The sequence below is a fragment of the Nonomuraea wenchangensis genome (assembly GCF_900111685.1).
GTDB lineage: Bacteria > Actinomycetota > Actinomycetes > Streptosporangiales > Streptosporangiaceae > Nonomuraea > Nonomuraea wenchangensis.
The window spans coordinates 1-13,382 of the sequence record NZ_FOHX01000023.1; the positions used below are offsets into that span (position 1 = coordinate 1).

The following is a 13,382-nucleotide window of genomic DNA, read 5'->3' on the forward strand; positions in this document are numbered from 1 at the left end:
GCACGTGCTGGGCGCGTTGTACGCCGCAGCCGCCGCGGGCCTGCCGACCCTCGCCGACAGCGGCTACGACGGCGCCGGGATCGGTATTCACAAGCCGATCAAGCAGCCCGACGGCAACCAAATTCTCAGCCCGGACAACCGCACCTACAATCGGCTGCTACGCGCCCTGCGTTGTCTCGGCGAACGCGGGTTCGCCCTGCTCAAAGGCCGCTGGCGGATCCTCCAGCACATCACGCTCAGTCCCAGCGCCATCGGCGACATCGCCCGCGCGGCGCTTGTCCTCACTCATTTTGAGCACGACTACCTACCGGCAATTGGCTGAGATCACGTCACTAACACCTCTGAATCGGAGTGAGTATGAGATAGCAAACAAGCTTTACTAGCGGCATGCTTCAAGATCAATGTGATAAAGATCACTATAAATTCGATCTAAAAAACCCGTAACAGTAGGGGGCGCCTCGGAGATGTAGCCCCTTTCTGATGTGCCGCCGCCCTCAGGGGGGGCGCGCAGTGCGTCAGCACGGGTGATCGGCGTGCGAAGATCTCGGCACAGGTAGGGGCGTGCTCGTCGCCAGGGGGCGGTCGGGGGCGGGACGGGCCGGTGTCCTTCAGTGGCCGCACGCTCCGGCCCGGTGTTCCTTTCGGGTAGGTACGTAAGAAGACCTCGTCGAGGTGCCACTCGAGAAGCTCGGGGTGGGGCCGGTCGCGAGGTCGGGTCGGGACGTTGATCTCCTGGCCGGCTCGGCGGTAGAACTCCTCGCCGTTGCCGAACTCCTCGCGCAGTCTGGGGCTGACCAGCAGTCGGTGCTTGGGGTCGATCGCCAGGTAGCCGCGGTCGAACAACGTGTGCAGGTCCGAACGGAGAAGCAGGCCGTTGTCCAGGCGATGTTCGCCGCCCGCCGCGACCGGCCGAATGTGGGCGGCCTGCAGGACCGGACGGATCCTGTCACCACTGATCGCGCACCGGCGTTCGTACGCGTGCAGCACCACGGCCTGGAATGCCTGTTGGCCGAGCCTGCGGGGGCCAGCCGAGGATCTTCGTAGACCGGTCCGTCACGGTGCCACGGCTCCGAAAGATCGACGGTGACGCCGATGCCGATTCTGTGCAACAGGTCATGGAAGTAGTCGGCTGCCGGGTGATGTGCGAGGTCGTAGCTTTTGCCCTGCACGATGTTGGACGCGAAGTCCGGGGGTGGCCCGGCGATTCGATCGTCAGAGAAGAAGAAGACCTCGCGGATGATGACGCAGCCGATGACTGGATCCTCTCCAGGGACCATCGGCCGGCTGCGGTATCGCCCTACCTGGTGGCGTAATTCCTCCGGGCTTGGTGAGTCGTTGCCCTCCCCGAAGAACTCCCAGGTCTCCGAGACGCGAAGGGGTGCGAAGCCGCTGAAGAAGCCGCCGCCGACCACGCGGTTGTGAGGGTGGTGGGTTTTGAAGAAGAACCCATCACCATGGTCAAGCGGAAGTTGACCTCGGTCAGCCTCGGCCGCGCGGACAGGGAGCGGTGCCGACTTCCGTCAGTGACCCCGGCGTACGCCTTCACGGGCGCAAGTGTGCACGTCCTCGATCAACTGCACCAGAGGCCCGCGAGATCTGGGTTGGTGAGCTGATGGGAATCCTGCCTGCCTGGGTGGCGTTACGTATCCGACGCTTTACCCGGCGAGGTAGATCTTTGCCGGATATATGGTGATTTGTTTGCATGTGTCCAGGTTTGGCCGGTAGCTTGGTGAGCGTTGCCGGACGGTAGCCCAGTTTCCGGCGGCATCGGATCATCGGACTCTCCGGATCCCCACAGCGCTCCACGTAGCGACCGCATTGGCTCAGGCCCGGCTACATCAGTCAAGCGAGCGCAACCTCCGTGTTCCCTAACGAAGGACTTTCCTTGACCATGTCCGTTCGCACGCGAGCTCTCAGCCTGCTGACCGCCGCCACCCTCGGCGGCCTGACCATCGGCGCGGCCACCGCGCACGCCGACGAGCAGACCGCTGCCCCGGTGAGCGCCGCCCAGCCTCAGGCGACCCTGCTCACGGGCTCGACCAAGGCGTCCTACTTCTGGGACGACTCCTCCGGTCGGGCCGGCGACACCGGACTGCCGGCCGCCGGGAAGCCCATGCAGAAGGGTCTGGCCGCCAGCCCGAGCTGGCCGCTCATGACCGAGGGCTACGTGACGTACAAGGGCAAGAAGCTGCCCTTCTTCGTCGGTGACCGTGGTCCCGGCGAGCCCTCCAACCGTGGTGTCATGCTGGACCTCGACGCCAAGACCTTCGCCGAGCTCACCGGCGGCACGTTCAACCCCGACACCCTGGGCGTGGACGGTGTCGGCGGCGAGGGCCACATCAAGATCGACTACGTCATCACCAAGTGGGGTGACGGCGTCGGCCGCAAGAGCCATCCGGTGGCCTTCTCCACCCGCGCCTGGGCCGAGAAGGACACCAGCGTCCACCCGGTCTCCGTCAAGAACAAGTGACCTGCCGGCCGGGCCACGAGGAGGGCGTCCCCGCGAGGGGGCGCCCTCCTCGTCTTCGCGTTCAGCGCATGCGCGGCACCGGCACCTTCGACCAGTCGAGGTCGGAGGCGAGGTAGAAGCTCGGGTAGGCGGGCTGGTTGTAGGCCGTCTGCTGCCGTGCCACCTCCACCCGGTACTGCGGGTCGTGCATCAGCGTGTAAAGCTTCCGGTCGGTGACCTCGGTGCTGAGGTAGACGCGCAGGGCCGAGCTGTCGGCCGTACGCACCAGCAGCTCCTCCCGCCAGTCGCCGAACACGTCGGCCACCAGGCCCGGGTTGCCCTTCGTCCAGTTGTTCGTCAGCGTGCCCTCGGCGGTGAGCAGCGTGCCGCGCCGCCGGTCGTCGATCGTCGGCGTCTGCAGCACGGTCGTGGCGGTGCCGTTGACGAGCTGCGTCGTCATGTCGGCCGCCCACCGGATGCTCATGTTCGTTCCGGGCGCGTCGCGGCCCAGGTAGTCGCCGCGGGCCGACCACAGGCCCGCCTGGACGGCCTGGTCGGGCGGCATCGACGACCACGCCTCAAGGCCGCGCAGCTCCGGATCGACGTCGCCGACCATGCCGCGGCCCGTGTCCACGCCGCTGTAGCCGCCGAACAGCACCCGTCCGGTGGCCGCGTCGCGCATCGCCCATCCGTACGGTGCGCTCCTCCCGCCCTCGTGCACGGTCCAGATCTCCAGGCCGGGACGGTCGGGGTCGAGGTCGCCGACGTGCATCGCGTCGCCGTGGCCGAGCCGTACGGTCTGGCCGGGCACGCCGCTCTGTGGCGGGGCCTCGGCGAAGGACGAGTACAGCACGTCGCCGTCGTCGTCGATGGTGGCGGCGCCGTACACGATCTCCTGCCGGCCGTCGCCGTCCACGTCGGCCGCGCTCATCGAGTGGAAGCCCTGCGTGGTGATGTCGGCATATTTCGGGTTGGTGCCGGGCTGGCCGTGCGGGGAGGCGTTGAACGGGTTCGCCATCGGCACGTGGCCGCTGTCGGCGTACCAGACCTCCTTGAGCCGCCGGCCGTCCCAGTCGTAGGCGACGAGCGTGGTGCGCGTGTAGTAGCCGCGCGCGAAGACCGCCGACGGGCGCCGGCCGTCGAGGTAGGCGACGGCGGACAGGAACCGGTCCACCCGGTTGGCCGGCTCCACGCGGGCCATCGCGTAGTCGCCCCACATCAGGCCGTCGTCGCCGCGGCCCGGCTTGTACGGGACCGTCTGCAGCTCCTTGCCGGACGCGCCGTCGAGCACCGACAGGTACTCGGGCCCGCTGACGACGAACCCGGCGAACTCCCGCAGCCGGTTGTTGGCGCTGCGGCCCGGCGCGTACACGTCCACGAAGTGGTTCGCCAGCTCGACGGCGGCCTCGTGGGAGAGCGGGTACGTGTGCGCGGGTGCGATCCCGAACGCCTCCTCCAGCGTCCGCGGCCAGCGTCCGGCGACCACCTCGGGGTGCTCGTGCCACTTCTCGAACATGGCCACGAGGTGGTCGAAGTAGCCGTCGGCGCTCAGCCGGTAGTCGTCGGAGTGGGAGCGACCGGCCCTGACGTCGGCCTTTGGCATGGTGACGTGGCGCTCGGAGACGACCTGGCCGCGGGCGCCGTACCGGATGATCTTCGTGCCGGGGGCGGTCTTGAGCATCAGCTCCGAGCGGCCGTCGCCGTCGAAGTCGTAGACGAGGAACTGCGTGTAGTGGGCTCCGGAGCGGATGTTGACGCCGAGGTCGAGCCGCCAGCGCAGGGTGCCGTCGAGCTCGTAGGTGTCGAGGTAGGTGTTGCCGGTGTAGCCGCGCTGGGAGACGTCCTTGGAGTTGGACGGGTCCCACTTGACGACGTACTCGTACTGGCCGTCGCCGTCCACGTCGCCGACGCTCACGTCGTTGGCTGAATAGGTGTACGCCTCGCCGGCCGGAGTGACGCCGTCGGCCGGTTTGGTGAGCTTGAGATCATAAAACGATTTAAGCCAGGGCGTGACGACGGGCCCGCGACCGCCCTCGCGGCCCCTCGTGACCGGGGCCACCTGGTAGCGGGAGGCGGGCGTGCCGGCCGGGTCGAGGTAGTTGGTGCTGTCGGTCACCGTCGCGATCGGGCGGCCGTCGCGGTAGACGCGGAAGTCGGCGCCGGTCATGCCCGTGGCGCCGTGGCCGGTGACCTCGTCGCCGAGCAGCCGCCAGCTCAGGAACACGCCGGCGGGGGTGGGGGCGGCGACCAGGCCGCGGTCCAGGCGTTCGAGGCGCGGCCCCGCGCCCGCGCCGCCGGTCGTGCCGGCCGCGGCGGCCGGGCCGGATCCGGACGGGACGGCGTACGGGCTCGCGGCCAGGGTTGCTGCCGGGGTGGCTGCGGCGGGCGGTGGCGTGGTCGCCAGGGTGGTGAGGAGGGCGGCCAGCGCGAGGGTCGCGGCGCGGCGGCGCTCGCGCGGGCCGGTGGGGAGTCTCATCGTGACGGGCTCCTCGGGGTGAGGCCCGCGCGGGGACGCGGGATTAAATCGATATAATTAATGCGCCCGGGATATTTGTCAAGGATTCATTTCCTGCTTATTGCGCGCAGTATTTTCGCGAAATTACTGCACCTGTTTGTGGCCTCACGCGAGTGTTTAGTCAGGGCCCGCGGCAAGGGGCACGGCTACCGGCCTGACCTGCCGGAGGAGCTGAAATTGGCACCGGCTGGGCAGGTGGCGCGTCGAGGTCGGGGACGCGGCTTCCATCGCCTGGTGGCTCTCTTCTGAACTTCTCCCTCGACTGGCTGATGCCGGACGGCTTTCTCCGCTCGCCCGGCCGAGACGGTCTTCGGCGGCGCCGCGGCGAGCTCTCACGTCTCCTTCTGGCGGGCTGGATCGGCGGCTGAAATTGGGACTTGCATTGCTAAGTTAGCATGCTAAGTTATGAGGTGTGGAACGCAACCTAAGCCTCGACCTGCACGTGCTCGTCGCCCGCCTCGACCGGATCGCCGACCGGATCCTGCGGGCCGAGCACAACATCTCCTACAGCCGTTTCCTCGCGCTGACCCTGGTGGGCGAGCTGGGCTTCACGACGCAGCGCGCCCTCGCCGACGGCCTGGGTGTGACCGAGCCGTCCGTGAGCCGCATGACCGCCGTCCTCGCCGCCGAGGGGCTTGTCGACGTCCAGCCCGACCCGGCGGGCGGGAACCGCCGGCAGCTCAGCCTCACCGACAAGGGAAAGCAGATCGTGACCTCGCTCCGGCAGGAGTTCGAGGAGAAGCTGGCCGCCCTGGTCGCGCACAGCGGCGTGCCCTACGACGAGTTCGCCGAGCACACCGCGCGACTGCTCGCGACGTTGGACCGTACGGAACAGGAGCCCACCCGATGAACCACACCACCCAGATCACGCGGACGCGCACCGTCACCTCGGCCGACGGCACGCCCATCAGCTATCAGACGTTAGGCGCCGGGCCGGACCTCATCGTGCTCGGCGGCAGCCTGCGCACCTCGCAGGACTACCTGCCGCTGGCCTCCGTTCTGGCCCGCTCCTTCACCGTGCACGTCGTCGACCGGCGGGGACGCGGCGCCAGCGGCCCCCAGGGTCCCGAGTACGACCTGGGCAAGGAGGTGGAAGACCTGCTGGCCGTCCAGGAGGAGACCGGCGCGCGGCTGGCGTTCGGCCACAGCTACGGCGGCCTCGTCATCCTCGAGACCGCGCGGTCGTCCCCGGTGTTCGAGCGCATCGCGGTCTACGAGCCCGGAATCCCTGTCGCTCCCCTCCCCACGCACTGGATGGGCCCCTACCGGGAACGGCTGGCCGCGGGCGACCCCTACGGCGCGTTCGTCCATTTCATCCGGGGCTCGGGCGGCGCGCCCGCCTTCGTGGCCAAGATGCCGCACTGGTATCTGCGCGCCGCGATGCGGGTCGGGTTCCGCGGGCCGAGCTGGCAGCGGATGCGGCCGCTGCTGGAGGCCAACCTGGCCGAGCACGGGCAGCTGGCGGCCCAGCACGGCCGCCTCGGCGCGTTCACGGCCGTCACCGCTCCGGTGCTGCTGCTGGTCGGGGGTCGTACGCCGCCCGCGAGCAGAGCGGAGTTCGACGTCGTACGCGACACCCTTCCGCACGCCACGCTCGAAAGTGTGCCCGGCCTCGGCCATTTCGGGCCCGAAGGGAAGAAGGCCGGGCTCGTGGCCGAGCGTGCCCTGCGGTTCCTCCAGTGATCACGGCTTGACGACGTGGCCGACGCGGAAGAAGCCGTCCGGGTCGTAGGCCCGCTTGACCTCCAGCAGCCGCCGTACGCCTGGTGTCGGCGAGGAAGTTGAGGAACGTGCCCCCGTTGTCGTACGGCGGTCGTCGAGCGGGCAGGGCGTGGTGAACGGCCCGGCTGCCGGAATGACCACGGATTGACATGGATTGAGCGTCGCTCTGATCACGGTGCCTTGTCGCGTTCCTCCACAAATCGTACGAACGGAACGCACCCTCTCATTCATGCACATGGAGGCCGCCGTGCGCTTATCCATCCCGTTGGCGAGCATCGCCGTCTCGGCCGTGCTCCTCGCCCCGGCAGGGACGGCGGCCGCGGAACCGCCCGCGCCGCCCCAGCCCGCCGTACGCGACTTCGGCAACGGCCCCGAACGCCACGAGGAGGCGGCAGGCGGCGGTGAGCAGGCCCAGGCCCTCCGCACCGCCCCTCCCACGACCGGCGACCCGTCCGGCGGCCCGTCCCGCGACCTCGGCTACCCCCGCCGCACCAGGCTTCCCGAACCGCCCGAGAACCCTGCCGACGCCTCCATCAAGCTCGGCCTGGTGCCGTACCACGGCATCGCCCCCAAGCTCAACGAGCTGCAGCGGCGCAGCGACCGGGTGAGCGCCGAGATCATCGGGCGCAGCGCCCAGGGCCGCGACCTCTACCTCGTCACCGTCACCGCCCCCGAGAGCCGCGCCGAGGCGCGCGAGCAGGCCCGCCTGCGCGAGCGCATCGCGAACGACCCGGCCGCCGCCGCCCGCGACCGCAAGCTCGCCGCCCGCTACAAGGCCCCGCTCTACGTCAACGCCAACATCCACGGCAACGAGTGGGAGGGCACCGACGCCGCACTGCGTACCATCGAGGAGCTGGCCACCAGCGCCGATCCGAAGGTCGCCGCGCTGCTCGCGCGCACCCGCGTCTATTTCAACGTCACCGCCAACCCCGACGGCCGGGTCAACGGCGTGCGCCCCAACGGCGACGGCTTCGACCTCAACCGCGACTTCGTCACCGCCTCCCAGCCGGAGGTCAGGGCGATGCGCCGGCTCATGATCGACGCCCAGCCGGTCACCATGATCGACCTGCACGGGTACGTGAACGGCACCCTCATCGAGCCCACCACCCCGCCGCACGGCGCGAACTACGAATACGACCTGTTCATCAGGAACGCCTACGCCAACGGCCTCGGCATGGAGGCCGCCGTCAACGGCCTCGGCTACACAGCCGAGAAGGACGGCGTGCATCCGGCGCAGATCCCGTTCCGCGACAGCGCCGAGGGCTGGGACGACTGGCCGCCGATCTTCACCCCGCAGTACGCGCCCTTCCACGGGGCCGTCGCCTCGCACACCGTCGAGATCCCGCTGCGGGTCAACAACGCCGACTACGCCAACCTGCCGGTCGAGGAGCTGCGCCGTCGCTCGGCGATCAACACCGACGTGGCCGCCGCCGCCATCCGCGCCTCCTACGCCTTCGTCGAGGCCCGGCACGACGCGCTGATCGCCGACCAGATCGAGGTGTTCCGGCGCGGCGCGGCGGGGGAGCCGTCCAGGTCCGTGCCGCTCGGCATCGTGCCCGGCTTCGGCCCCGAGGACGTCTACACCACGACCTTCCCCCACGCGTACGTCATCACCGGCGAGCGCTCGGCCACCGCCGCCGCCCGCCTGGTCGACCACCTCGTGGCCAACGACGTCCGGGTCGGGCGCGCCAGGCACGCCTTCCGCGCGGACGGCCGGACCTACCCGGCCGGGTCGTACGTCGTGGACATGCGCCAGCCCAAGCGCGGCCTGGCCAACGTGATGCTGGAGCCCGGCGCGGACATCTCACCACGGGTGGATGCGATGTACGACATCTCCGGCTGGAGCCACGCTCTGCTGTGGGGCGCCAGCGTCGAGCCCGTGACCGGCTCGGCGCCGCGCGTGGCGGCCGAGCCGGTCAAGGCCGCCGTCCCGACCGGCTCGGTGCCGCGCGGCACAGGGCCGCTCGCGCTCAAGGTCGGGGACGCCAAGGAGGTCCGGGCGGTCAACGACCTGCTCGCCCAGGGCGTCGCCCTGACCTGGACCGACGACGGCCGGGCGATCGTCCCGGCGAGCGCCCGCCGCGCGGCCGGGACCGTCTCCGACCGGTACGGCGTCGCCTTCACCCCGGCCGGCGGCGCGACCGGCAGGCCGCTGGCGCCGGTCCGGCTGGCCGCCGCCGTCGCGGCGGACGAGCTGTTCACGCTGCGCGAGCTGGGTTTCCCGGTCACCCCGGTGTCGACCGCCGTGCTCAACGCCGGCTTCGACTGGAGCGCCACGGACGTGCTGGTCGTCTCCAGCGGGCTCAGCTACACCGCGCTCAACCCGGACGCCCGCGCGGCGCTCGACGCCTTCCTCACCACCGGCGGCGTCATCACCAGGGGCGGCACGGGCGCGGCGTTCAACGCGGCGGCCGGGCTGCTCACCGTGACGGCGGTCGCGGGCCGTTCCGACGCCAACGGCGTCGTGCGCGTGGCGTCCTCCGCCGGGCCGGTCGGCGCCGGGTCGCCGGAACACTCGTTCGTGTACTCGCCGCGCTGGTTCACCGGCCTGGGGCCGGAGGTCAGGGTGGAGCAGTCGTACGCGGCGGACGGACCCCTCGTCGCCGGTCACTGGCGGGCCGACCCCCGGACCGGCGCGGGCGGGCCCGAGCAGGCCAGGGGGCAGGCGGCGGTGGTGAGCGGCCGGGACGAGCGCGGCGCGGCCGTCGTCATGTTCGGCACCGAGCCCATGTTCCGCAACCATCCGAAGGGCCTGTTCCCGCAGGTCGCCAGGGCCGCCTACTGGACGGCGACGGCGACGGCCGCGACGGCCGCCGCTCCCTGAACAAGCCGACGGCCGGCGGCCCCATGAGCCGGACGGGCCGGGCGGAGCGATCCGCCCGGCCCGTGCCGGTCACGGCGCCGGGGCGTAGCCGGCGGGCCGGGCGGTGAACGTGCCGTGGCCGTGCGTCCTGCCGCGCAGGCGCGTCGCGTACCCGAACACCTCGGCCAGCGGCACCGTCGCCGTGACGACGACCGTGCCCGCCCGCGCCACGGAGCCGGTCACCCGCCCGCGCCGCGCCGCGAGGTCGCCGAGCACCGCGCCCGCGGTCTCGTCCGGCGCGGTCACCGTGACCTCGGCCACCGGCTCCAGCAGCGCCATCGCGCACGCCGCCAGCGCCGCGCGCAGCCCCAGTCGCCCGGCGGCGCGGAACGCGAGCTCCGACGAGTCCTTCGGATGCGTGGCCCCGTCGGTCAGCGTCACCCGCAGCCCGGTCACCGGATGGCCGCCGAGCGGCCCCGCCGCGAGCGCGTCGCGGCAGCCGGCCTCGACCGCGCGGACGTACTCGCGCGGCACCCGCCCGCCGGTCACCGAGGAGCCGAACGCGAACCCGTCGCCGTCCAGCGGCTCGACGTCCAGCACGACGTGCGCGAACTGCCCGGCGCCGCCGTCCTGCTTGACGTGCCTGTACAGCACGCCACGCACCCCGCGCACGACCGTCTCCCGGTAGGCGACCTGCGGACGCCCGACGGCCACGGCCAGGCCGTGGTCGCGGCGCAGCTTCTCCGCTGCCACCTCCAGGTGCAACTCGCCCATCCCGGACAGCAGGGTCTGCCCGGTCTCGGCGTCGGCCCGTACCGACAGCGACGGGTCCTCCTCCGTGAGGCGGGCCAGCGCCGCGGCCAGCCGACCGGCGTCGGCGCTCCTCCGCGCCTCGACGGCCACGGACACGACGGGCTCGGCGGGGCTCGGCGGCTCCAGCACGACCGGGGAGCCCGGTGCGCACAGGGTCGCGCCCGCGCGGGCCGCCTTGAGCCCGACCAGCGCCACGATGTCGCCCGCCACCGCCCGGTCCACCTCGGCGTGCCGGTCGGCCTGCACCCGCAGGATCCGCCCGGCCCGCTCGACGCGTCCCACGCCGGCGTCCAGCACCGCGTCCCCCTTCCTGAGGGTCCCCGCGTAGAGCCGCACGTACGTGAGCCGTCCCGTCGCCGTCGCGCTCACCTTGAACGCCAGCGCCACCAGCGGCGCCGCGGGATCGGCGGCCCGCGCGGCGGCGGGCACGTCGAGCGGCGACGGCAGGTACGCCACGACTGCGTCGAGCAGCGGCTCCACCCCGCGGTCGCGGTAGGCGGCCCCGCACAGCACGACCACGCCCGCCCCGGACAGCGTCAGCTCCCGCAGCGCGAGCGCCAGCGTCTCGTCGGAGAGCGCTGCTCCCGCGCTCGCGGGGGTGACGCAGAACTCCTCCAGGGCGCCCGGGTGCAGCCCGGCCACGGTCTCCTCCAGGAGCCCGCGTCGCCGCCGCGCCTCCGGCAGCAGCTCCTCGGGCACGGGCTCTTCCCGCATCGGCGCGCCGCCGCCGTCCCATACCAGCGCACGCATCCGGACCAGGTCCACCACGCCGCGGAAGCCGTCCTCCGCACCGATCGGGAGCTGGACGGGCAGCGGCGCGGGGTGCAGCCGCGCCCGGATCGAGGCGACCACGGCGTCGAGGTCCGCGCCCGCCCGGTCCATCTTGTTGACGAAGGCCACCCGCGGGACCCCGTGCCGGTCGGCCCGCCGCCACACGGACTCGCTCTGCGGCTCGACCCCGGCCACGCCGTCGAAGACGGCCACCGCGCCGTCGAGCACCCGCAGCGACCGCTCGACCTCGTCGGAGAAGTCGACGTGGCCGGGCGTGTCGATGAGGTTGATCCGGTGGCCGTCCCAGTCGCAGCTCACCGCGGCGGCGAAGATCGTGATGCCGCGGTCGCGTTCCTGGGGGTCGAAGTCGGTGACGGTGGTGCCGTCGTGCACCTCGCCGCGCTTGTACGTGGCGCCGGTCAGGTACAGGATCCGCTCGGTGACGGTGGTCTTGCCGGCGTCCACGTGGGCGAGGACGCCGAGGTTGCGTACGGTGGCGAGGGGGTCGGCTACGACACGGGTGCGCATGGCCTGCGGCCTTTCATGAAAGGTCGGGAAACGAGGACAGCGCGATTCGCCCGGCGAACAACCCGGCAGGCTCAGAAAGAGGAGGCGTTCGTCAGGACGTCCGGCGACGGCCGCGCAGCCGGCGCCGGGGCGACGAGGACACCAGGATCACCTCGTACCGCGAGGACGGGAGGACGACGGCGGCGCTGACAGGGCGCATGGCGGGGTCCTTCCCTTCTCGATCGCGGCGGGTTCGAGGCGAGTGTAGTGAAGCGGTTTCCGGCGGGGCGACGGGTTTTTCCGCGCGTCACCGCTCGACGACGTGGCCGACGCGGAAGAAGCCGTCCGGGTCGTAGGCCCGCTTGACCTCCCGCAGCCGCGCGTGGTCCGCCCCTGACCAGGCCGCGGCCGTGCGCCCGGTGTCGGCGAGGAAATTGAGGAACGTGCCCCCGTTGTCGTACGGCCGCAGCGCCTCGGCGAGCCCCGGCACCGGAGTGTCCACGATCACCGACAGCCGGGTGCGGCGGTGGCTGACCGGCCCGGCGTCCGGCCCCGGACGGCTCATCGCGCCGCCCCAGTGCCGCACCTCCACGGTCTGCGCCTGCCCGGCCGCGGCGACCAGCACGTCCACGACCTCGGCGGGGACCTCCTCCAGCATGGACATGTGGCGGTTCGGGGTGCCGCCCATGGCCGTGTCCGCGTACGTCGTCGTACGGGTCTCGTCCAGCAGCGCAGGGCCGGCCGCCCGCAGGAGCGGCGCCAGCAGCCGCCGGCCCTCCGCCTCGTCGCCGGCGTGCACGACCTTGAGCTGCGCCACGTGCCGCCCGGCGAGCGGCCCTTCGCCGGGCATCCGCCGCAGCACGACGGCGGTGCTGAGGTCGTCGGGGGCGGTGTCGATCCACGTCCGGTACGTCTCCAGCAGCTCGCCCGCCACCTCGATCGGGAAGTACGCGAACCCGCTGTACACCTGCGACACCGGGTGCAGCCGGAACTCCAGCGAGGTGACCACGCCGAACCCGCCGCCGCCCCCGCGCAGCGCCCAGAACAGCTCGGGGTGGCTGTCCGCGCTCGCCGTGACGTGCCGCCCGTCGGCGAGCAGCACCTCGGCCCGCAGCACGCTGTCGGCGGCGAAGCCGTGCCTGCGCGCCAGCCAGCCGAGGCCGCCGCCGAGCGTGTAGCCGGTGACGCCGACGTCGGGCGCGGAGCCGGACAGCGGCGCGAGCCCGAACGGCGCGGCGGCGGCGAGGACGTGGCCCCAGCGGGCGCCCGGCCCGACCCGCGCGATCCAGCGGACGGGGTCCACCAGCACCGACGCCATCGGCGTCGTCCGCACCAGCACGCCGCCTTCGGCCCCGGCGTGCGTGCCGTGCCCGGTCGCCTGCACCGCGAACGGCACCCCGTGCGCCCGCGCCGCCAGTAACGCCGACCGCACGTCCGCCATGCCGTACGCCTCGGCGACCAGCGCCGGCCGGGCGTCCACGGCGGGGTTGAGCGAGCGGCGCAGCTCGTCGTAGCTGCCGTCGCCGGGCCGGTGCGCCCGTCCGGTGAAGCCGGAGAGCGTGATGTCGTCGTCGATCCTGTACGGGTTGCTCATCTCGATCGCCCTTCTCGTCATGTCCTGTGAACAGCGTGCGGGAGGGCGCTTACGGTCTCGTTCCCGTCGCCTTACCGCACCTCTTAAGACCGGTCGAGAGCCAGAATCTCGTCGCTGCGCGGCCGGCGAATCCAGCAGTCGTCGCTCTCGCGGCTACGCCGCGGGCGGTAGGCGGGGGCCGGGCTGCCACCGCGGGAGTGGTACCGGC

At 71.8% G+C, this 13,382-nt stretch carries 10 protein-coding genes; 5 read left to right on the forward strand and 5 right to left on the reverse strand.

Translation table 11 applies throughout. The features are described 5' to 3' along the window. Positions 1–322: transposase family protein (locus tag BMW85_RS42820; protein WP_143082602.1), on the forward strand; the 322-nt coding region annotated here is incomplete at its 5' end. A gap of 107 nt (positions 323–429) precedes the next feature. On the opposite strand, the gene BMW85_RS52720 is transcribed toward BMW85_RS42820, so the two are convergent. Further along, complete coding sequence (locus tag BMW85_RS52720; protein WP_218156189.1) at positions 430–990, reverse strand: HNH endonuclease; 561 nt, start codon at positions 988–990, stop codon at positions 430–432. Positions 991–1,891: 901 nt separating this feature from the next. Between BMW85_RS52720 and BMW85_RS42830 the strand changes: the two genes are divergently transcribed. Continuing rightward, complete coding sequence (locus tag BMW85_RS42830; protein ID WP_091093147.1) at positions 1,892–2,470, forward strand: hypothetical protein; 579 nt, start codon at positions 1,892–1,894, stop codon at positions 2,468–2,470. Positions 2,471–2,531: 61 nt separating this feature from the next. Here BMW85_RS42830 and BMW85_RS42835 read toward each other — a convergent pair whose 3' ends face one another. Further along, positions 2,532–4,925 (reverse strand): rhamnogalacturonan lyase, encoded by a 2,394-nt coding sequence (locus BMW85_RS42835; protein WP_177241172.1) that lies wholly within the window; start codon positions 4,923–4,925, stop codon positions 2,532–2,534. Positions 4,926–5,376: 451 nt separating this feature from the next. On the opposite strand from BMW85_RS42835, the gene BMW85_RS42840 reads away from it, so the two are divergent. Then, positions 5,377–5,814, forward strand: coding sequence for a MarR family winged helix-turn-helix transcriptional regulator (locus BMW85_RS42840; protein WP_091093148.1), 438 nt, complete (start codon positions 5,377–5,379; stop codon positions 5,812–5,814). Further along, on the forward strand, positions 5,811–6,647 hold the full coding sequence (locus tag BMW85_RS42845) for an alpha/beta fold hydrolase (RefSeq protein ID WP_091093150.1): 837 nt from the start codon (positions 5,811–5,813) through the stop codon (positions 6,645–6,647). Before BMW85_RS42840 ends, BMW85_RS42845 begins: the two co-directional genes overlap by 4 nt. Here BMW85_RS42845 and BMW85_RS49010 read toward each other — a convergent pair whose 3' ends face one another. Beyond that, the gene (locus BMW85_RS49010) at positions 6,648–6,827 is read right to left on the reverse strand and encodes a BBE domain-containing protein (protein ID WP_143082603.1); all 180 of its coding nucleotides are present in this window, start codon (positions 6,825–6,827) and stop codon (positions 6,648–6,650) included. Between the two features lie 88 nt (positions 6,828–6,915). On the opposite strand from BMW85_RS49010, the gene BMW85_RS42850 reads away from it, so the two are divergent. Continuing rightward, complete coding sequence (locus BMW85_RS42850; RefSeq protein WP_245775406.1) at positions 6,916–9,510, forward strand: M14 family zinc carboxypeptidase; 2,595 nt, start codon at positions 6,916–6,918, stop codon at positions 9,508–9,510. Positions 9,511–9,579: 69 nt separating this feature from the next. On the opposite strand, the gene fusA is transcribed toward BMW85_RS42850, so the two are convergent. Together fusA and BMW85_RS42860 are read right to left on the reverse strand one after the other, a co-directional pair. Next, complete coding sequence (gene fusA / locus BMW85_RS42855) at positions 9,580–11,601, reverse strand: elongation factor G (protein WP_091093151.1); 2,022 nt, start codon at positions 11,599–11,601, stop codon at positions 9,580–9,582. 286 nt (positions 11,602–11,887) lie between these two features. Further along, positions 11,888–13,174 (reverse strand): FAD-binding oxidoreductase, encoded by a 1,287-nt coding sequence (locus BMW85_RS42860; protein WP_091093153.1) that lies wholly within the window; start codon positions 13,172–13,174, stop codon positions 11,888–11,890. Between the last annotated feature and the right edge of the window lie 208 nt (positions 13,175–13,382).